Annotated in this window: 14 protein-coding genes and 1 pseudogene; 12 read left to right on the top strand and 3 right to left on the bottom strand. The window is 71.7% G+C overall.

The window, feature by feature from the left end:
- Positions 1–119: 119 nt before the first annotated feature.
- The 4 genes and pseudogenes from lanKC to ACFYRX_RS06220 form a co-directional block, all read left to right on the top strand.
- On the top strand, positions 120–2,762 hold the full coding sequence (lanKC, locus tag ACFYRX_RS06205; protein ID WP_389097125.1) for a class III lanthionine synthetase LanKC: 2,643 nt from the start codon (positions 120–122) through the stop codon (positions 2,760–2,762).
- A 59-nt stretch (positions 2,763–2,821) separates the two neighbouring features.
- Complete coding sequence (locus ACFYRX_RS06210; RefSeq protein WP_020117173.1) at positions 2,822–2,938, top strand: SapB/AmfS family lanthipeptide; 117 nt, start codon at positions 2,822–2,824, stop codon at positions 2,936–2,938.
- 88 nt (positions 2,939–3,026) lie between these two features.
- Positions 3,027–4,736, top strand: coding sequence for an ABC transporter ATP-binding protein (locus ACFYRX_RS06215; protein ID WP_389097126.1), 1,710 nt, complete (start codon positions 3,027–3,029; stop codon positions 4,734–4,736).
- 989 nt (positions 4,737–5,725) lie between these two features.
- Positions 5,726–6,361, top strand: a pseudogene (locus ACFYRX_RS06220) (ATP-binding cassette domain-containing protein); the annotation flags it as partial.
- 258 nt (positions 6,362–6,619) lie between these two features.
- Here ACFYRX_RS06220 and ACFYRX_RS06225 read toward each other — a convergent pair.
- The gene (locus ACFYRX_RS06225; protein WP_389097127.1) at positions 6,620–7,228 is read right to left on the bottom strand and encodes a LuxR C-terminal-related transcriptional regulator; all 609 of its coding nucleotides are present in this window, start codon (positions 7,226–7,228) and stop codon (positions 6,620–6,622) included.
- A gap of 617 nt (positions 7,229–7,845) precedes the next feature.
- A complete protein-coding gene (locus ACFYRX_RS06230; RefSeq protein WP_389097128.1) occupies positions 7,846–9,294 on the bottom strand; it encodes a S1 family peptidase in 1,449 nt (482 codons plus the stop codon).
- Between the two features lie 186 nt (positions 9,295–9,480).
- Here ACFYRX_RS06230 and ACFYRX_RS06235 point away from each other — a divergent pair, with 186 nt between their 5' ends.
- The 8 genes from ACFYRX_RS06235 to ACFYRX_RS06270 all read left to right on the top strand — a co-directional run bounded on the left by ACFYRX_RS06235 (position 9,481) and on the right by ACFYRX_RS06270 (position 19,618).
- Positions 9,481–9,894, top strand: a complete 414-nt coding sequence (locus ACFYRX_RS06235) for a PaaI family thioesterase (RefSeq protein WP_389097129.1) — start codon at positions 9,481–9,483, stop codon at positions 9,892–9,894.
- A gap of 451 nt (positions 9,895–10,345) precedes the next feature.
- Complete coding sequence (locus ACFYRX_RS06240; RefSeq protein WP_389097130.1) at positions 10,346–10,561, top strand: type A2 lantipeptide; 216 nt, start codon at positions 10,346–10,348, stop codon at positions 10,559–10,561.
- A gap of 170 nt (positions 10,562–10,731) precedes the next feature.
- Entirely contained in the window at positions 10,732–11,538 is an 807-nt protein-coding gene (locus ACFYRX_RS06245) for an HlyD family efflux transporter periplasmic adaptor subunit (protein ID WP_389097131.1), read from the top strand.
- Positions 11,535–13,757 carry an NHLP family bacteriocin export ABC transporter peptidase/permease/ATPase subunit gene (locus ACFYRX_RS06250; RefSeq protein WP_389097132.1) on the top strand — a complete coding sequence of 741 codons (2,223 nt, stop codon included), beginning with the start codon at positions 11,535–11,537 and terminating at the stop codon, positions 13,755–13,757. The genes ACFYRX_RS06245 and ACFYRX_RS06250 overlap by 4 nt, the downstream gene beginning before the upstream one ends.
- A 1-nt stretch (position 13,758) precedes the next feature.
- Entirely contained in the window at positions 13,759–16,572 is a 2,814-nt protein-coding gene (locus ACFYRX_RS06255) for an NHLP bacteriocin export ABC transporter permease/ATPase subunit (protein WP_389097133.1), read from the top strand.
- A gap of 159 nt (positions 16,573–16,731) precedes the next feature.
- Positions 16,732–18,234 (top strand): MFS transporter, encoded by a 1,503-nt coding sequence (locus ACFYRX_RS06260; protein WP_389097134.1) that lies wholly within the window; start codon positions 16,732–16,734, stop codon positions 18,232–18,234.
- Between the two features lie 134 nt (positions 18,235–18,368).
- A complete protein-coding gene (locus tag ACFYRX_RS06265; RefSeq protein ID WP_389097135.1) occupies positions 18,369–19,376 on the top strand; it encodes a Ppx/GppA family phosphatase in 1,008 nt (335 codons plus the stop codon).
- A 71-nt stretch (positions 19,377–19,447) separates the two neighbouring features.
- Entirely contained in the window at positions 19,448–19,618 is a 171-nt protein-coding gene (locus ACFYRX_RS06270; protein ID WP_389097136.1) for a hypothetical protein, read from the top strand.
- Positions 19,619–19,631: 13 nt separating this feature from the next.
- On the opposite strand, the gene ACFYRX_RS06275 is transcribed toward ACFYRX_RS06270, so the two are convergent.
- Entirely contained in the window at positions 19,632–20,240 is a 609-nt protein-coding gene (locus tag ACFYRX_RS06275) for a flavodoxin family protein (protein WP_389097137.1), read from the bottom strand.
- Positions 20,241–20,264 lie beyond the last annotated feature (24 nt).

A 20,264-nucleotide genomic window follows, 5' to 3' on the forward strand; every position in this document is an offset into this window, starting at 1 on the left:
CGAAACCCTCCGAACACTTCTTGACCCATGCGTTCCGCACGGTGATGTCGTGACAGCCGTGACTGTCCGTGGCCGCCGTCGCGCTGGAAAGCTCGAGAGCGGGCCACGGAAGGGGACGCATGGACAAGCGCTACGAGGTGTACGCGCTCGCCGACAGACACTTCTACGAGACGCCCGACCGTATCTCCGCGGGCGAGGCGCCCGTCTACGAGACGGCGCGGCGCGAGGTGCCGGACGGCTGGGACGCGGCACGGATCGGTGACTGGCTGACACTGACGCCGCTCGGCGTGGACGGGAAGCCGGCGCCGGGTCCGTCGCAGGGCTGGAAGATCCACGCCTCGGCCACCCGGGCGAACGCGGAGCGGATCGCCTCGACCGTGTGGGACTACTGCGTGCCCCGGCGCATCTCGTTCAAGTTCGTGCCGGGCCCGCATCTGCTGCACCTGCGCAACACCAAGTACGCGGGCCGCGACACCAGCGGCAAGTTCGTCACGATCTACCCGGCCGACGAGGAGCAGCTGCACCTCGTGCTGCGGGAACTGGGCACGCTCCTCGAAGGCTGCGAGGGGCCGTACATCCTCACCGATCTGCGCTGGTACGACGGTCCGCTCTACGTCCGCTACGGCGCGTTCGCGCGGACCTTCGTCGTCGACGAGCGGGGCTCGCTGGTGCCGGCGGTGCGCGACGGCGAGGGGACGCTGGTGCCGGACCGGCGGGAGCCGTCGTTCCAGGTTCCGCCGTGGGTGACGCTGCCCGCCTTCCTCGAACCGCATCTGGCGGCCCGGAACACCACGACGGTGGGCGACCTGCCGTACCGGATCGAGAAGGCGCTGCACTTCTCCAACGGCGGCGGGGTCTACACCGGGACCGACACCCGCGACGGACGCAAGGTCGTCCTGAAGGAGGGTCGGCCGCACGCGGGGCTCGCCGCCGACGGGGCGGACGCGATCGCCCGTCTGGAGCGGGAGAAGTACGCCCTGGAGCAGGTGGCGGGGACGGGCGTGGTGCCCGAGGTGCGGGACTGGTTCACGCTCGGCGACCACAAGTTCCTCGTCATGGACTTCCTGGAGGGGCGCCCGCTGAACTCGTTCTTCGCCGAGCGGCATCCGCTGCTCACCCCGGACCCCGATCCGAAGGCGGTCGCCGACTACACGGCGTGGGCCGTACGCATCCACGGGGCCGTGGAGCGGGCGGTGGAGGCGGTGCACGCGCGCGGGATCGTCTTCAACGACCTGCACGTCTTCAACATCATGGTCGGCCCCGACGAGGAGTCGGTGTCCCTGCTCGACTTCGAGGCGGCGGCGCCCGTCGAGGAGAACGGCCGCCAGGTGGTCGCCCACCCCGGCTTCTTCGCCCCGCCGGACCGCACGGGCATCGACGTCGACCGCTACGCGCTGGCCTGTCTGCGTCTCGCCCTGTTCATGCCGGTCACCACGCTGTTCGTGGTCGACCGGGGCAAGGCGGCCCATCTGGCAGAAGTGATTCTCCGTCAGTTCCCCGACGTGCCGAAGGAGTTCCTCGACGCGGCGGTCACGGAGATCACCCGGGACACCGGCGGCGAGCGTACGGCCCTGAAGACGGCGCCCTCCTTCGTCGAGCCCGGCGACTGGCCCTACAGCCGCGACTCCATGGTCAAGGCGCTCCTCGCCTCGGCCACCCCGGAGCGCGAGGACCGGCTGTTCCCCGGCGACATCACGCAGTTCAACGACGGCGGCGGCCTCGGGATCGCGCACGGCGCGGCCGGGGTGCTGTACGCGCTGGAAGCGGTCGGCGCGGAACGGTACGAGGAGGGCGAGCACTGGCTCCTCGACCGCACCGCGCCCCCGCCGACGGGCACACCGCTGGGGCTCTACGACGGTCTCGCGGGCGTCGCCCACGTCCTGGACCGGCTGGGCCACCGGCAGCGCGCCCTCGACCTGGTCGAACGCGTCCTCGCGGAACGGTGGCAGAACCTCTCCTCCGACCTGCACGGTGGCCTCGCCGGACTCGGGCTCGTACTGGGCGAGTTGGCCCGCACGACTGGCGAGACGGAGCTGCGGGACCGTGCCGCCGAGGCTGCCGACGTTCTCGTACGACGGCTCGCGCAGCCTCTTCCCGACACGCCCAAGCGGCGCCGCGCCGGACTGCTGCGAGGGTGGTCCGGGCCCGCGCTCTTCCTGTTGCGGCAGCACGAACGCACCGGTGAGCCCCTGCTGTTGAGGGCGGCGGAGGTGGCGCTGCGGCGGGACCTGGAGTGCTGCGTGACGCATCCGGGCGGCTCGCTGGAGGTCGACGAGGGCTGGCGGACGCTGCCGTACCTCGGTGAGGGAAGCGTCGGCATCGGGATGGTCCTGGACGACTACCTCGCCCAAGGAGCCGACACCGAGGGCGAGTTCGAGCGGGCGCGGGCCGGGATCCTGACCGCCGCCACCAGCCGGTTCTACGTCCAGCCCGGTCTCTTCCAGGGCCGCGCCGGGATGATCCTGCACCTGGCCCGCACGGACACGCCGGGTGCGAGCCGGCAGCGGCTCGACGAACAGATCGACGGGCTCGGCTGGTTCTCGATGGACTACCAGGGCCAACTGGCCTTCCCCGGCCACCAGATGATGCGGCTGTCGATGGACCTGGGCACCGGAACGGCAGGGTGCCTGCTCGCGCTCGGCGCGGCCCAGAAGGTCCAGGAGAGCCAAGAGGCCCAGGCAGGGCCCGGCGAACCCGCCACCGCACACCTGCCGTTCCTCCCGCCGCTCACGCGGCCCCACATACGCGGTTCCGCGACCTGACGGAGCCGTGACCCAACCCCGTCCCCACGGGTGGACGACACCGAAGGAAGGAAAACGAGATGGCACTTCTCGACCTGCAGACGATGGAGTCCGACGAGCACACCGGCGGCGGCGGCAACAGCACCCTGAGCCTGCTGTCCTGCGTCAGCGCGGCGAGCGTCACGCTCTGTCTCTGACAGGCACCGTGCGCCCATGACTCCGGGCGGTCCACTCCCGCGAGGGAGGGACCGCCCGGGGTTCTGCACACCTGGGGAAGGCCACCGCATGACGACTCGCACAGCAGGGTCCGGCCCGCTGGGCCCCGCCCCCGCCCGCGTGCTGGCGCTGTGTCTGGTGAGCACGGCGGCGACCGGTGCCGGACTGCTGCTGCCCGCCGCCCTGGGCCGGACCCTGGACCTGCTGCTCGCCCACGCACCGGCGACCCGCTGGGTGCTGTACTGCGCCGCACTGATCCTCCTGATCGCGCTGCTCGACGCGTCGGAAACCGTTCTCGGCGGCACGGTCGACGCCCGCACCACCGCCTGGCTGCGCCGCCGCCTCACCGGCCACGTCCTGGCCGTCGGCCCGCGCGCCACCGCACGCTTCGGGCCCGGAGACCTCGTCGCCCGCCTCGTCGGCAACGCCGCGCAGGCCGGCACCGCCCCGACCGCCCGCGCCGCGCTGCTCGCCGCGCTCGCAGGACCCGTCGGCGCCGTGGTGGCCCTCGGACTCATCTCCCCGTGGCTCGCGGCCGTGTTCCTTGCCGGAGCCCCGGTGCTCGCCCTGCTGCTGCGCGCCTTCGCCCGTGACACCCGGGAATGCGTGACCCGGTACCAGGAGGTGCAGGGCCGGATCGCGCAGGCCCTCGCGGAGGCCGTCGACGGCCACCGCACCATCCACGCGGCCGGTACGGCGGACCGGGAGACGGCCCGGATCCTGCGTCCGCTGCCCGAGTTGTCCGAGGCCGGTCACCGCATGTGGCGGGTGCAGGGCCGCGCCTCGGGCCAGTCCGTCGCCGTCGCACCGCTGCTCCAGCTCGGTGTCGTCGCCGTGGCGGGGATCCTGCTCGCCCGGCACCGGGTGACGGTGGGCGACGTCCTCGCCGCGTCCCGGTACGCGGTCCTCTCGACAGGTGTCGGCGCTCTCGTGGGGCAGCTCGCCGGCCTGGCCCGGGCCCGGGCGGCGGCCGGACGCCTGGACGAGGTCCTCGCGGAACCCGCCGTCGCCCACGGCGAACGCCGGCTGCCGCCCGGCCCGGGGCGGCTCGAACTGCGCGGCGTCACCGCCCTGCGCGGCGGACGTGCCGTGCTCGACGGGGTCGACCTCGTCGTGCCGGGCGGGACGACGCTCGCGGTGGTGGGCCGGTCCGGCGCGGGCAAGTCGCTGCTCGCGGCGGTCGCCGGGAGGCTCACCGAACCGGACGCCGGAGAGGTCCTCCTCGACGGCGTACCGCTGCGCGAGCTCACCCACGACGACCTGCGCCGTTCGACCGGCTACGCCTTCGGACGGCCCGCCCTGCTCGGCGGCACCGTCGCGGAGGAGATCGGGCTCGCCCTGGCGTCCCCCTCCCCCGCCCGCGTCCGGGAAGCGGCCCGCACCGCCCACGCGGACGACTTCGTGCGCCGACTGCCCGACGGCTACGACACCCTCGTCGACGACGCCCCGCGCTCCGGCGGGGAATCCCAACGCCTGGGCCTGGCAAGGGCGTTCGCGCACGGCGGCCGGCTGCTGATACTCGACGACGCCCTCTCCAGCCTCGACACGGTCACGGAGGCCCGCATCACCGAGGCCCTGGTGAGCGGACGGGCGGACGGCACCCGCCTTCTCGTCGCCCACCGCGCCGCCACCGCGGCCCGCGCGGACACGGTGGCCTGGCTGGACGGGGGGCGGGTACGGGCGGTGGGACCGCACGAGGAGCTGTGGGGCCTGGCGGAGTACCGGGCGGTCTTCGCGGACGGGCCGGACACGGGCACTCACGGCGAGGGACCGTCATGACCTTCCGCCGGGGTGGTGCCCAGGCCGGCGCGATCTCCGCACGCGGTCTGCGGTTCCTGCGGCTCCGGTGGCGGGTGCTGATCCGGCTGGGCGGGTGGTCCGTACTGGAGACCGGGCAGACCTTCCTCACCGGGTACGCGCCGGCCCGCGCGCTGGACGGGGGGTTTCTGGCCGGACGGCCCGGCGTGGGACTCGGCTGGCTCGCGGTGGCCGGTCTCGGAGTGCTCGTCGGCGCGTACGGGACGGTGCGGGTGTACACCGCCGTCGCCGCCCTGGTCGAGCCGCTGCGGGACGCCCTGGTGACGCGGGTGGTGGGGCGCGGGGTACGGGAGGCGGACGCGGGGGCGCTGTCCGGGCTGACCCAGCAGGTCGAGATCGCTCGGGACACCTTCGCCGGGCTGGTGCTGGTGTCGCGTTCGTTCGTGTTCACGGCCGTCGGCGCCGTCGTAGGGCTGGCCTCGCTCGACCCGCTGCTCCTGCTGGTCGTGGGACCGCCGCTCGCCGCGGGGCTCGGCCTGTTCGCCGCCACCCTGCGGCCGTTGGCCCGACGCCAGGAGGAGTTCCTGGTCGCCGACGAGGCCCTGGCCGAGGGTCTCGGCAGGGTCTGTCCGGGGCTGCGGGACATCACGGCGGCCGGTGCCGAGGAGCGCGTCGCCGCCGGCACCGGCCGGCTCGTCGACACCGAACAGCGGGCCGCGTACGCCTTGGCCCGCTGGTCCGTCCTGCGCGTGGCCTCCCTCACCCTCGGCGGGCAGCTGCCGATCGTCCTCCTCCTCGCCTGCGCTCCCTGGCTCCTGTCCCGGGGCGTCACCACGGGCGCCCTGGTCGGCGCCCTCGCCTACGTCACCCAGTCGCTCCTGCCCGCCCTGCGCAACCTGGTCCACGGCCTGGGCACGAGCGGGTCCCGGCTGGTGGTGGTCCTGCGCCGACTGGTCCGCGAACCGGCCGGGGAGGCGGGGCAGGACTACGGGCCGCGCGGTGCGGGCGCTATGCCCGAGAGGGCGTCCAAGGCCCCCCGGCAGGCGGGCTCGCGGGGCACCCCGGCCCGCCCCGCATCACATGGCGCGGACCCACGGCCCGACGGCCCCGACGCGGCATGCACGGCGAACGGCGAAGCCGCCCCGGTCACCACCGGAACCACCGGCGCCCCCGCCCTCTCCCTCACCTCCGTGGCCTTCGCCTACGGCCCCGCCGCCACCCCTGTCGTCGACGACCTCGACCTCACGCTCCCGTCCGGCGCCCACCTGGCCGTCGTGGGCCCCAGCGGGATCGGGAAGTCGACGCTCACCGCCCTCGTAGCCGGCCTCCTGCGGGCTCGCGGCGGAGAGATCCGGCTCTGCGGACACCCCGTGCCCTCACCCGAGGCCGCGGCGCTGCGCGTACTCATCCCGCAGGAGGCGTACGTCCACTCCGGCACCCTCGCCGAGAATCTCGGGCACCTCAGGCCGCACCCGGTGCCGGAGCCGGAACTGCTCGCGGCGGCCCGGGCGGTGGGGCTCACCCCGCTGCTCGAGGCGCTCGGCGGTCCACGGGCGACCGTGGACCCGGCCGCCCTGTCCGCCGGTGAGCGGCAGCTCATCGCGCTGACCCGGGCCTATCTGTCGTACGCCCCGCTCGTCCTGCTCGACGAGGCGACCTGTCATCTGGACCCCCGGGCCGAGGAGCGCGCCGAGCGGGCCTTCGCCGAACGGCCGGACACCACGCTGGTCGTCGTCGCCCACCGGATCAGCTCGGCCCGGCGCGCGGGGAGCGTGCTGCTGATGGACGGCCGCCGCACGGCGCACGGCACCCACGAGGAGCTCGTGCGCGACTCGGCGGCGTACCGCGAACTCGTGGGCGGCTGGACGGCCGTGGCCCCGAAGCGGTCCGCTCCCCCGGGTCGGTCAGAGCCAGCCCTGCCCCTGCGAGATGCGGATCGCGTCGATGCGGTTGCGGGCGCCGGTCTTGCGGGTGATGGCGGCCATGTAGTTGCGCACGGTCCCGTGGGACAGGTGCAGGTTCCCCGCGATCTCCGCGATGGAGGCACCCTCGGCCGCGAGGGTCAGCACGCTCAACTCCCGTCTGGTCAACGGCATCTCGGCGGCCTGGAGGAAACCGAAGCCCAGTGAGTCGTCGACGAAACGTTTCCCTTCGGCGACGCGTCGGATCCCGCGGATCAGACGCTCCGGCGAGCCCTCCTTGTCGACGTAGCCGAGTGCTCCCGCCTCGGCGGCCCGTTTCAGCAGCCCGGGCCGGTTGGCCGTGGCCAGGACGAGGAGGCGCGGCGGACTGCGGTCCGGCTCGCGCACCGATAACTCCCCCAAGGGCGGGATGCCGTAGGCGTCCGAGCACTCGAGGTCGGCGGCGCACACGTCGGGCCGCACGGAGCGCAGGCGGCCCGGCGCGCTGTGCCACGGGGTGTCGAACACCCCGAGGTCCGGTTCCCGGCGGAGCCACTCCGCCAGCACCGATCTGACCAGACACGCGTCGTGCACCAGAAGCACCCGGATCACTGCTCGTCCCCCTCGATTCGCCGTACTCGGTTCCATGGCGATGACGCGTGCCCCATTGTTCGGGTCCCGGACGTCCGGCGGGCGCGAAGAATTGGCCATCAGGGTGCGCGGGGGCGCACGCACGGCGCCCGTGAGCCGCGGCGCGCTTCGACTGTGGGGGCATGGTCCGGAGGTGAAGGGGTACGCGGCCGTACTCGCCGTCGCACGGATACCCGTGTGCCCGCGACCGGCCACCCACGCCGTACGGGACGTGTACTGAAGGGCGGGTTCCGGTCCCCGGGAGCCGGCATGCGTCAGTGGCTCCCGCCCCCTCCGGCGGCCCCTCCCGTGCAAGGCGGTGATCGACGTGTCCGACGGGCATATGTCCGCCCCTACGCCGAAGGGCGTCCCAGCCGCGGCTGGGACGCCCGTTGCCATTCCGGCCTCGTGGGACACGGGGCGGAAAGCGCGCCGGTCCGGCCCTCCCGCCGGAGGGCCGGACCGTTGCACCTCCCGGCCGGAATCGCGCTGTGGCCGGACGGTGGTCGTGCGGACCGACGTCGGCAGCGGAGGGTGGGGGGCGGACCGCTGCCGACGCGGCCGGTACAGGGGATCCGTTCGTCAGACCGCCTGAGGGATCAGTGGGACTCCGTCACACCGGTGCCGTCACCAGCGCCAGTGCCGTCGCCGGTGCCGTTCTGGTCACCGTTGCCGGCCTCTTCGCCGCCGATCTGGTCACCGCCGACCTCCTCACCCGGGGTGGCACCCGCCTCGTCGCCCGGGTTCGCAGTGGCGTCGCCACCGGCACCGGCCTCCTCGCCCGCACCGGCCTCCTGGCCCGCACCGGCCTCTTCGCCCGCACCGGCACCGGCGTCACCCGCGCCCGCCTCGTCACCGGCACCGGCCTCTTCACCGCCGGCCTGGTCGTCGCCCGCGCCGCCGGCCGCGTCACCCGCGCCGAGCGTGGCGCCGACCGCCTGGAGAGCGGTGGTCACCGGCTGGAAGAAGGTCTCGCCGCCGACGGTGCAGTCGCCGCTGCCGCCGGAGGTCAGGCCGATCGCGGAGCCGTCCTGGGTGAACAGCGAGCCGCCGCTGTCGCCGGGCTCGGCGCAGACGTCGGTCTGGATGAGCCCGGTGACGGTGCCCTCGGGGTAGTTCACGGTCGCGTCGAGTCCGAGGACCTGGCCGTCGGCGAGGCCCGTGGTGGAGCCCATCCGGAAGACCTGGGAGCCGACCTCGGCGTCCGCGGCCTGGTTGATCGCGACGGTCTGGCCGCCGCCGACGTTGACCTCGCTGGGCGCCACGGTCGCCGGGTCGTCGTACTTGACCAGGGCGAAGTCGCCGTCGCCGGGGAAGGTGGCCTGGTCGACGGTGGCGATCGGCTGACCGTCCTCTGTGTCCGACCACTGCTCGGCCGCGACCCCGCAGTGACCCGCGGTCAGGAAGGCCGGGCTGCCGTCGCCCGCGGTGACGTTGAAGCCGAGCGAGCAGCGGGCGCCGCCGCCGAAGATCGCGTCACCGCCGGACACGAAGGTCTTGAGGGTGCCGGCCGACTTCTTGATGGTCGCCATGTCGGAGCCGAGGCTCTTCACGGTCGACTCGATGGTGTTCCACTTGTTGCCGGTGACCGTGCTGTCGGCGGTCACGAGGATCTTGTTGGTACGCGGGTCGACGGCCCAGGAGGTACCCGGGATGGTCGCCTCCTCCTTGAGGGTCTTCGCGCCGGCCGCCAGCTCGGGGAGGCTGTTGTCGACCTCGCGGACCTCTGCGCCCGCCTTCTTCGCCTGCACGACGACGTTGTTGTTGTCGCCGGAGATCACGTTGTTCACGACGTTCACGACGAGCTGCTGCTTGTCGGAGTCGTAGTAGGACCCGGCGAAGGCGTCGCCCAGCAGCTTCTCGAGTTGCGAGGCGAGGTCCGAGGCGTCCGTCGCCTTGAGCGTCTTGGGTGCGACGGCCGCCGTGTCGTTCGACGAACCGTCCTGGGACGCGTTGGCGTTGGGCAGCAGAATCGCGGCCGCTCCGAGCGCTACGACGGTGCCTGCCGCGAACGCGGCCTTGCGCTTCGGAATTCGCTTGTGACTCAAACTTCTCGACCTCCTGGGGGGACCGGAGTCTTTACCGCCGTGTGGCAGTTGTTCGGGGCGCCTGGATGGTCATGGGTACGCAAGGTGCGCGCGGTGCGTTCAATGCCGTTTCTTTACGCGCCGGTTGCCACGCCGATTCGGCCACGGGTCGTGCCGGGCGCGTTGCGGGCGGGAACAATCCCCCATATGACGATGACGCCCGCCGAAGCCGACAAGCTCCTCGCCGACAACTTCGCCCCTTGGGTCCTCGACCTCCGCCTCTCGGTCCAGACGCTCGGCGACGACCATGCCGTTCTGCGTCTTCCCTGGTCACAGCGGTTGGCGCGGGAAGGGGGCGCGCTGTCGGGCCAGGTGCTGATGGCTGCCGCCGACACCGCCACCGTGATCGCCGTGTCAGCGGCCCGGGGCACGTACGGACCGATGACGACGGTGCAGCAGTCCACGACCTTCCAGCGGGCGGTGACCGATTCGGATGTCCTGATCAAGGCGGTCGTCACCAAACTGGGCCGCCGCATGGCGTTCGCCGACATCACGATGACCGACTCCGCATCGGGTGCGCTCGCGGCCCACGCGAACACGGTCTACGCACTTCTGGGCTGACACGCTCAGCGAGCGGTCATCGACGGTCGGTTGTGGATACCGCTTCGAATCCCCCCTCCAGCGAATCTGCACATCGAAAGCGCAACCAGGTCACCGGAAGCGAAAGTTCTGCACAACCGGCGGCCTTCGCCCATGCCATTGGCGAGGTGTGTCGCATTCGCCGCGTCCGCGGCGGGGCCGCCGCACGCCACCGCGACGTCACGTGTGAAGAAGTCGACCCCAAGGCGTGCGCAAGCCTGCACGGATGGAAGCTCCTGTGACTCAAGTTCCCTGGTGAGGCGGATGGTTGATTGGAAGCGCGGCGCCGCAGCGTGCTTTGATCCATCGCACCGCAGGGCAGCCAGGCATTCCCGGAAACGGGGGTCCGGCGTCTGCGATCGCGGCCGTCATCTGTCCCCAGAGGGGGCCGCTCCCCCCTTGCTGAGATATCCACACGAAGGGAAGTTCCATCATGAACTCCACCCCCCAGGTTGAGACCGTCGAGATCTCGGACGCCGACCTCGACAACGTCTCCGGCGGCCTCGCCCTCAACGCCCTCGGCACCGTCACCGGCCTGGTGGACGGCGTCGCCCCGGTCTCCGGCGTGGTCAACACGGTTGTCGGCACCGTCGAGGGTGTCACCGGCCTGAGCACCGCCCCGGTCACGGGCCTGGTCGCCGGTCTCTGATCACACCCCATGTGATCTGATCGCACCACTTGTGATCACCCTGTCCCGGAGCCGCATCCTGGCTCCGGGGCTTTCGGGTTTCGTGAAACAGCCGGCTCACGGGCCGGGTGCCGTACACCAGCCGGCTCGCGCGAGCCGGTCCTCTCTCTTTCGCAGGTGAGGGAAGTTCCGTGCAGTTCCGCCAACAGGCCCTCGCCAAGCTCCAGTCACCGGAGGAGCTCGATCTTCCGGTGCGGTTCGCCCGGCCGCAGGGCTGGCTCGTGATGTCCGTGACGGTAGTGGTGACGGCCGCCGCCTGCGTGTGGGCGGTGACCGGCTCGGTCGCCTCCACGGTGAGCGCGCCCGCCATCCTCACGCACGGGGAGGGCAGTTACATCCTCCAGAGCCCGATCGCCGGCCAGGTCACTCAGGTACTGGCCGAGGAAGGGCAGCGGCTGCCCGCCGACTCCCCCGTCCTGAAGGTCCGCACCGCCAAGGGCGACACGGTCGTGCGCACGGTCGCCGCGGGCCGGGTCACCGCGCTGGCGGCCACCATCGGGCAGATCATCTCGACCGGCGCGAACGTCGCCGCCGTGGAGAAGGTCGCCCACACCACCGACCCCATGTACGCCACGGTGTACGTGCCCGCCGAGAACGCCGCCTCCATCCCGGCGAACGCCCCGGTGGACCTGACCGTCTCCTCGGTGCCCACCCAGGAGTACGGCGTGCTGCGCGGCCATGTGAAGTCGGTGGACCGCTCGGCGCAGTCGGCGCAGCAGATCGCCGCGTTCCTCGGGGACAGCCAGCTCGGCGAGCAGTTCACCAAGGACGGCCGTCCGGTCGCCGTCCTGGTGAAGCTGGACAGGTCCAAGGAGACGAAGAGCGGTTACAAGTGGTCGTCCGCGGACGGACCACCCTTTGTCCTCACCTCCATGACCGTGGCCTCGGGTTCGATCCGGCTGGCCGATCAGCGCCCCGTCGATTGGCTGCTGCCGTGAGCACCGCACAGGACACCCGGAGCAGACGCCGCTCCGCCCCGCCCAAACGCCCGGTCCCCACGGGGAAGGCGAAGACGGTCCGGACACCCACCGTCCTGCAGATGGAGGCCGTGGAGTGCGGCGCCGCCTCCCTGGCCATGGTGCTCGGCCACTACGGCAAGCACGTCCCGCTGGAGGAGCTGCGCATCGCCTGCGGTGTCTCCCGGGACGGCTCGCGGGCCAGCAACCTCCTCAAGGCGGCCCGCAGTTACGGCCTGACGGCCAAGGGCATGCAGATGGACACGGCCGCGCTCGCCGGGGTGAGGACACCGGCCGTACTGTTCTGGGAGTTCAACCACTACGTCGTCTACGACGGCATGGGCCGCCGCTTCGGCCGCCGCGGTGTGTACATCAACGACCCGGGCAAGGGCCGCCGTTTCGTCCCCATGGAGGACTTCGACGGCAGCTTCACCGGTGTCGTGCTGGTGATGGAGCCCGGCGAGGGCTTCACCACGGGCGGCCGCAAACCGGGGATCCTCGGCGCGATGCCGGCCCGGCTGCGCGGCACCGCGGGCACCATGCCGGCATCGGTCCTGGCCAGTCTGCTGCTGGTGCTGGTCGGCGCCGCTACGCCCGCGCTGAGCCGCACCTACATCGACATGTTCCTGATCGGCGGCCAGACCTCCCTGCTCGGCGTGCTGTTCGCGTCGATGGGTGCCTGCGTGGCCCTCACCCTCGCCCTGACCTGGCTCCAGCAGGCGAACCTGCTGCACGGCCGCATCATCTCCTCGACCCTGTCCAGCGCCCGCTTCCTGCGCCATCTGCTGCGTCTGCCGGTGACGTTCTTCTCCCAGCGCAGCCCGGCCGACCTGGTCCAGCGCCTCCAGTCGAACGACCAGGTCGCCGAGACCCTGTCCCGCGACCTCGCGGCGGCGGGCGTCGACGCCGTGGTCGTCGTCCTGTACGCGATCCTGCTCTACACCTACGACCCCCAGCTCACCTATGTCGGCATCGGCGTCGCCCTGCTGAACGTGGTGGCCATGCGGGTCGTCATCCGGCTGCGGGCCACCCGTACGGCGAAGCTGCGCGCAGACAGCGCCCGGCTGACCAACACCGCCTACTCCGGCCTGCAGTTGATCGAGACGATGAAGGCGACCGGCGGCGAGGACGGCTACTTCCGCAAGTGGGCAGGGCAGCACGCCACCACGCTGGAGGAGCAGCAGCGGCTCGGGGTGCCGAGTGCCTGGCTGGGTGTGGTCGCGCCGATGCTGGCCACCTTCAACAGCGCCCTCATCCTGTGGATCGGCGGCATGCGGGCCGTCGAGGGCGGCATCTCCGTCGGCCTGCTGGTGGCGTTCCAGGCCCTGGTCACCCGCTTCACCGCGCCGATCACCCGCCTCAACGGCGTGGCAGGCCGCATCCAGGACTTCGCGGCCGACGTGGCCCGCCTGAAGGACGTGGAGAACTTCAAGGCCGACCCGCTGTACGACCGCCCCGGCGCCGGCGACTCGACCCGCCGGCTGCACGGCCACGTCGAGTTGCAGAACATCACCTTCGGCTACAACCCGCTCGACAAGCCGCTGCTGACGGGCTTCGACCTGACCGTGGGACCGGGTCGGCAGGTGGCGCTGGTCGGCGGCTCCGGCAGCGGCAAGTCGACCGTGTCCCGGCTGATCTCGGGCCTGTACGCGCCCTGGGAGGGGGTGATCCGCATCGACGGACAGCGCCTGGACGACATCCCGCGCGGTGCGCTCGCCTCCTCGGTGTCCTTCGTCGACCAGGACGTCTTCCTCTTCGAGGGCTCGGTCCGCGACAACGTGGCGCTGTGGGACCCCTCGATCCCGGACGACGCGGTGGTGGACGCACTGCGGGACGCGGCTCTGTACGACGTGATCGTGCGCCGCCCCGGCGGCATCCACAGCAGGGTCGAGCAGGACGGCCGCAACTTCTCCGGCGGCCAGCGTCAACGTCTGGAGATCGCCCGGGCGTTGGTGCGTCGGCCCAGCATCCTGGTCCTCGACGAGGTGACCAGCGCGCTGGACGCGGAGACCGAACTGACCGTCATGGACAACCTGCGCAAGCGCGGCTGCGCCTGTGTGGTGATCGCACACCGGCTCAGCACCGTGCGCGACAGCGACGAGATCGTCGTACTGGAACACGGCACGATCGTGGAGCGCGGGCGGCACGAGGAGCTGGTGGCGCGCGGCGGCGCGTACGCGGCGCTGGTCAAGGAACGGTGAGATGACTACCGCACACGAAGAAGACGTGGTCCTCGGCGCCCTCGGCCAGATGGGGACGCGGATCGACTGCGCCGGTTTCAGCCGCATCGACCTCGAGGGCCCGCAGGTGCTGTGGCTGGTCGTCTCCGGTGCCGTGGACCTGTTCGCGGTGGACGCCGAACAGCAGGGCCACTGGCATCATCTGGGCCGTCTGGAGCCGGGCGCCCTCCTGCTCGGGCCGGTGGCGGGGCCGCAACACACCCTGGTGGCACGCCCGCTGAGGAACTGCGTGGTCCACCGCATCGGCCTGCGCGAGCTGTACGAACCCGCGAACACCCAGACCTGGTCGTACGACGAGTACGGCAACCCCCAGTACGTACCGCCGACGACGAGCCCGCTGGAGTACGCGCTCGCGCTCGGCGTGGGCCGGAGTCTGTCCATCCTCTTCCAGGCGCCGATGGCCGACGAGCGGGCCGCCGCCCCGACCGACGACGACGTGTTCTGGATGCAGGTGCCGCCGGGCAGTGTGCAGTACGGCTCGCTCTACGGCGCCGAGGCGGCCGCCGACCTGCTGATGGACCCGGGGGTCTGGCAGAGCATGGTCGACCAGCAGTACCGGCTGCTGACCACGCTGGACCGCTGGATCGAACAGCTGGAGCGCACCCACGAGACCCGGACGGCCGCCGGTATCAAGGCCGGTGAGGCGGTGCGCGCCCAGGCCGACCGGACGCTGCTGGCGTCCATCGGCAGGTCGAAGCAGCGGGCGACGGCCGCCGACGCCGACGCGAGTTACGCGGCGTGCAGGCTGGTCGCCGAGGCGGCCGGGATCCCGCTCGCCGAGAACGCGCAGCGGGGCACCGAGAGCGACCGCCTGGACCCGGTCGAGCGCATCGCCCTGGCCTCCCGCGTCCGCATCAGGTCCGTACGTCTGGACGGCGGTTGGTGGCGCGACAACGTCGGTCCGCTGGTGGGCCACCGCGCCCTGTCGGGTACGCCGGTCGCACTGCTGTGGCGGCGCGGCGGGTATGTGGCCGTGCATCCGGCGACGGGTCGTGAGACGCCGATCGAGAAGGACAACGCGGAGGAGTTCGAGCCGCGCGCGGTGATGTTCTACCGCCCGCTTCCCGACCGGAGGCTCAGCCCGCTCGGCCTGGTCCGGTTCAGCATGCGCGGGACGGGCGGCGATGTGACGAACCTGCTGCTCAGCGGTCTCGTGACGGTGGCGATCGGCGCGCTCGTCCCCATCGCGACCGGCAAGGTGCTCGGCGAGTTCGTGCCGAAGGCGCAGACCGGTCTGATCGTCCAGGTATGTCTGGCCGTGATGGTCAGCGGTGTGGTGACGGCGGCCTTCATGCTGCTCCAGAACCTCACCATGCTCCGCCTGGAGGGCCGTATCGAGGCGACCCTGCAACCGGCGGTGTGGGACCGGCTCCTGAGGCTGCCCACGAAGTTCTTCACCGAGCGCTCGACCGGTGAACTGGCCAGTCAGGCCATGGGCATCAGCTCCATCCGCCGGATGATGGCGGGCATCGGTCCCGTGGTGGCCCAGTCGCTGACCATCGGCGCGATGAACCTGGGCCTGCTGTTCTGGTACAGCGTCCCGATGGCCATGGCGGCGATCGGCATGCTCGTCGTGATCGCCGCGGGCTTCCTGGGGCTCGGGCTGTGGCAGGTGCGCTGGCAGCGACGGCTGGTGGTCCTCAGCAACAAGCTGAACAACCAGGCCTTCCAGACCCTGCGCGGTCTGCCCAAGCTGCGGGTCGCGGCGGCCGAGAACTACGCCTACGCGGCCTGGGCCTCGGAGTTCGCCCGCAGCCGCGAGCTCCAGCAGAAGGTCGGCCGCATCAAGAACCTCACCTCGGTGATGGGCTCGGTCTATCTGCCGCTGTGCACCCTGCTGATGTTCATGCTGCTCGCGGGCCCGGCACGCGGCTCGATGTCGGCGGCGGAGTTCCTCACCTTCAACACCTCGGTGACGATGCTGCTGACCGCGGTCACCTCGCTCACCGGTTCCTTCGTCTCGGTGGTGGCCGCGCTGCCGCTGTTCGAGGAGATCAAGCCGGTCCTGGAGGCCCAGCCGGAGGTCCGCACCGCGAGCACCCGCCCCGGCCCGCTCACCGGGGCGATGGAGGCCCGCAGGCTCTCCTTCCGCTACTCCGACGACGGTCCCCTGATCCTCGACGACGTGTCCTTCGAGATCCGGCCGGGTGAGTTCGTGGCGATCGTCGGGCCGAGCGGCTGCGGCAAGTCGACCCTGCTCAGGCTGCTGATCGGCTTCGACCGACCGGTCTCCGGAAGCGTCCTCTACGACGGCCAGGACCTGGCCGCGCTCGACCAGTCGGCGGTGCGCAGGCAGTGCGGTGTGGTCCTCCAGCACGCGCAGCCGTTCACCGGATCCATCCTGGACGTCATCTGCGGCACCGAGCCCTACACGCCCGAGGAGGCACTGGCGGCGGCCTCGATGGCGGGGCTCGCCGAGGACATCCAGCGGATGCCGATGGGTCTGCACACCATCGTCTCGGGCAGCGGGGCGATCTCCGGCGGCCAGCGCCAACGCCTGATGATCGCCCAGGCGTTGATCCGACGGCCGCGGATCCTCTTCTTCGACGAGGCGACCAGCGCACTGGACAACGAGACCCAGCGCACGGTCATCGAGTCCACCAAGGCCCTGAACGCCACGCGTGTCGTCATCGCCCACCGCCTGTCCACGGTGCTGGACGCGGACCGGGTGATCGTGATGGAGAACGGCAAGGTCGCCCAGCAGGGACCGCCGGCGCAGCTCCTCGCCGACACCGGCGGGCGGCTGCACGAGCTGGTGCGACGGCAGATGGCGTGAGGGTGCGGCAGCACCGCACCTCTGCTGCCGGGCCCCTCTCTCCCACTCCCCCATCGAAACGTTGCCGTTTCGCTGGGAGTGGTCTAGTGTCGTGCTGTACGAAACCGTTTCGTTCACGAACTGGTAAAGCCCAGCCGACTTTCCCTGGAGTGGTTTCCCATGTCCGACAAGACTCTGACCGAGAGCAGCCGGGAGGACGCCGTAGCGGCGCAGCCCGGCGCCTCGGCCAAGCGGTGGTGGATCCTCGCCGTCGTCGCCCTCGCCCAGCTGATGGTGGTCCTGGACGCCACCATCGTGAACATCGCGCTGCCCTCGGCCCAGGCCGACCTCGGCTTCTCCGACGGCAACCGGCAGTGGATCGTCACGGCCTACGCACTCGCGTTCGCGTCCCTGCTGCTGCTCGGCGGCCGGATCGCCGACCTGTTCGGCCGCAAGACGGCCTTCCTCGTCGGTGTCGTCGGCTTCGCCGCCGTCTCCGCCCTCGGCGGTGCCGCCACCAACTTCGAGATGCTGGTCACCGCCCGCGCACTGCAGGGCGCCTTCGGCGCGCTCCTCGCTCCGGCCGCGCTCTCGCTGCTCAACACCACGTTCACGGACGCCAAGGAGCGCGCCAAGGCGTTCAGCGTGTACGGCGCCATCGCCGGTGCCGGCGGTGCGGTGGGCCTGCTGCTCGGTGGCGTCCTGACCGACGCCCTGGACTGGCGCTGGACGCTCTACGTCAACGTCGTCATCGCCGTCGTCGCCTTCGCGGGCGGCTGGCTCCTGCTGCACAACCACCGCGACGCCGCGAACTCCAAGCTGGACGTGCCCGGCACCGTACTGGTCGCCGCCGGCCTCTTCTCCCTGGTGTACGGCTTCTCGAACGCCGAGACCCACGACTGGAACGCCCCCGAGACCTGGGGCTTCCTGATCGCGGGCGGCGCGCTGCTGGCCGCCTTCACCTGGTGGCAGACCCGTGCCGCGCACCCCCTGCTGCCGCTGCGCATCCTGCTGGACCGCAACCGCGCCGCCTCCTTCCTGGCCGTGCTGATCTCCGGCGGCGGCATGTTCGGTGTGTTCCTCTTCCTCACCTACTACCTCCAGCTGAACCTGGGCTTCAGCCCCACCAAGACCGGCGTGGCCTTCCTCCCGATGGTCGCCGCGCTGATGGTGGGCGCCCAGCTGAGCACCACGATGCTGGTCCCCCGGATCGGGCCGAAGGTGGTCATCCCGGTGGGCTTCGCGGTCGCCGCGGTCGGCATGGCCTGGCTGTCCGGCATCGACGTCGGCTCCGGCTACGTCTCCGCGGTGCTGCCGCAGCTGATCGTGACCGGCCTCGGCCTCGGCCTGGTCATGCCGCCGGCCATGCAGCTGGCCACCGGCGGGGTGGCGTCCGAGGACGCCGGTGTCGCCTCCGCCACCGTCAACGCCATGCAGCAGGTGGGCGGTTCGATCGGTACGGCGCTGCTGAACACGCTGGCCGCGAGCGCAGCCACCGACTACCTGGTCGGCAGGAACGCCGCGAACAAGCTGGTCCAGGCCCAGGCGACGATCGAGAGCTACACCACCGCCTTCTGGTGGTCGGCGGGCCTCTTCGCCGTCGGCGCCGTGATCACCTTCCTGCTCTTCCGGCGCGGGGTGCCGGAGCAGGACGCGGACGCCGCACCCGTCGTCCACATGTAGCCGCCGCAGCAGGAGCCGCTCGGTCCGAAGGGCCGCCGTCCGCAGGGAGACGGCGGCCCTTCCCGTTGTCGGCTGTGCCAGGCGACACGCACGCCCGGAGTTGAACCGGGCCGCTCGGGGGTACCCACAGATCCATGCGGATAAGCGTGGTGGATGTGGGTTCGAACACGGTCCGACTGGTTGTGGCGGACGCCGAGGACGGGGTGCCGTTGCCCGTGCACACGGCCAAGTGGCGGCTGAGACTCTCCGATCATGTGCGGCCGGGTGGGCCGGTGCCGGAGGAGGCCGTGGAGCGGCTGGTCGAGGCGGTGGAAGGCGCGAAGCGGACCGCCGCGAGGTGGGGTGCGGCCGAACCGTTCGCCTTCGCCACCGCCGTCGTGCGCGCCGCACCGAACCGCGAGGACGTGCTGCGTGCCGTGCGGACGCGGACCGGCGTCGCTCTGTGCACGCTGCCGGGCGAGGTGGAGGCCGAGCTGACGTTCCTCGGGGCGCGGCGGTGGATGGGCTGGCGCTCCGGACCGCTCGCGTTGTTCGACATCGGTGGCGGCTCGCTCGAAGTCGCCTTCGGACGCGGCCGGTTGCCGGACTACGTGGCCTCGCTGCCCCTGGGCGCGGGCCGGCTGACGCATGAGTTCTTCATGGATCAGGACCCACCGCTCCCGGAGGCGGTACGCGCACTGCGCCGCAAGGTCCGCCATCAACTGCGGGACGTGGCGTCGCGGATCCGCTGGGAGGGACCGCGCACCGCGGTGGCCACCTCGCGCACCTTCGAGCAGCTGGGGCGGCTGTGCGGAACCTCGCCCGGGCGGCGCGGCCCGTTCGTGGAACGGCGCATGCACCGCGCCGACCTGCGGGTAGCCATCGAGCGTCTGGCCGCGCTCCCGGCCGTTCGACGGGCCGAACTGCCCGGTATCTCCGCTCCGCGCGCCACGCAGAGCCTGGCCGGTGCGCTGGTCGGGCACACGGCGATGAAGCTCACCGGCATCAGGACGGTCACCATCTGTCCCTGGGCGATCCGCGAGGGAGTACTGCTGCGGCACATCGAGGACGGCCCCTCCTGGTGGGCGGAGATGGCCCGCCGCAGCGAGGAGACCACCGCCCCGGACCCGGTACCGCTGCGTATCGCGGCCGCCGCACGCTGAACGAGGTCTGAACCGCCCTGCGCCGGGCGAAGCAAGTCGCCGGCCGCTGAAAGAGGAAAGAGGAGGGACCCGTGTCCGAGAAGAGGCAGAAGCCGGACACCGCCCTGGAGGAGGTCCTGCGCGAGTTCGAGGACGCCGAGAAGCGCACCCAGGACACCGACGAGAAGCGCGGGCATGAGGGCGAGGCCGGAGAGGCCATCACCCCCAACACCCGTGCCCAGGAGGAGTCCGAGGGCGACTGACCGGAACCAGTGGCTACTCTGGCGGCGCGCCCAGCGGGCGTGCCGCCAGAGCGCTCGCCACGCCGTACAGATTGGCGGCCATGACCCGGCCCGTGCGGTGCGACCACTCACGGCCGCGCTCGTCGTCGAGATAGTCCGGGCCGGGGCCGGGGCCGAGATGCCAGTAGGTCCATGCCTGGCCGGGCACGGTGTAGCCGATGTCGGCGAGCGCGCCCGAGATCTCGCTGATCACGTGGTGCGCGCCGTCCTCGTTGCCGGTGACGACAACCCCCGCGACCCGGTTGTAGGCGACCGGCCTGCCCTCGTCGTCGGTCTCGGAGAGCATGCCGTCCATCCGCTCCAGCACCCTCTGGGCGACGGACGAGGGCCGGCCGAGCCAGGTCGGTGAAGCGATCACCAGGATCTGCGAGTCCAACAGCTTCTCGTGGACCTGCGGCCACGCGTCGCCCTCGCGCACGGGTTCGCTGACGACACCCGGTTCGACGGTCAGATCGACGGCCCGGACGACCTCCACCTCCACACCGTCCTTCTGGAGGTGTTCCACGACCACGGCCGCCAGCGCCTCGGTGTTCGAGGTGTCGGGCGACCTCTTCAGCGTGCAGTTGATGACCAGTGCCTTCATGCCGCCTCTGTGTACCCCGTACGG

It is taken from the genome of Streptomyces sp. NPDC005374 (assembly GCF_042872225.1).
Taxonomy (GTDB): domain Bacteria; phylum Actinomycetota; class Actinomycetes; order Streptomycetales; family Streptomycetaceae; genus Streptomyces.

What these genes read in the sequence shown, in the direction of transcription:
- ACFYRX_RS06255 (WP_389097133.1), top strand. Translation starts at nt 13,759, where the DNA reads ATGACTACCGCACACGAAGAAGACGTGGTCCTCGGCGCCCTCGGCCAG.
- ACFYRX_RS06235 (WP_389097129.1), top strand. Translation starts at nt 9,481, where the DNA reads ATGACGATGACGCCCGCCGAAGCCGACAAGCTCCTCGCCGACAACTTC.
- ACFYRX_RS06260 (WP_389097134.1), top strand. Translation starts at nt 16,732, where the DNA reads ATGTCCGACAAGACTCTGACCGAGAGCAGCCGGGAGGACGCCGTAGCG.
- ACFYRX_RS06265 (WP_389097135.1), top strand. Translation starts at nt 18,369, where the DNA reads ATGCGGATAAGCGTGGTGGATGTGGGTTCGAACACGGTCCGACTGGTT.
- ACFYRX_RS06215 (WP_389097126.1), top strand. Translation starts at nt 3,027, where the DNA reads ATGACGACTCGCACAGCAGGGTCCGGCCCGCTGGGCCCCGCCCCCGCC.
- lanKC (WP_389097125.1), top strand. Translation starts at nt 120, where the DNA reads ATGGACAAGCGCTACGAGGTGTACGCGCTCGCCGACAGACACTTCTAC.
- ACFYRX_RS06240 (WP_389097130.1), top strand. Translation starts at nt 10,346, where the DNA reads ATGAACTCCACCCCCCAGGTTGAGACCGTCGAGATCTCGGACGCCGAC.
- ACFYRX_RS06210 (WP_020117173.1), top strand. Translation starts at nt 2,822, where the DNA reads ATGGCACTTCTCGACCTGCAGACGATGGAGTCCGACGAGCACACCGGC.
- ACFYRX_RS06275 (WP_389097137.1), bottom strand. Translation starts at nt 20,240, where the DNA reads ATGAAGGCACTGGTCATCAACTGCACGCTGAAGAGGTCGCCCGACACC.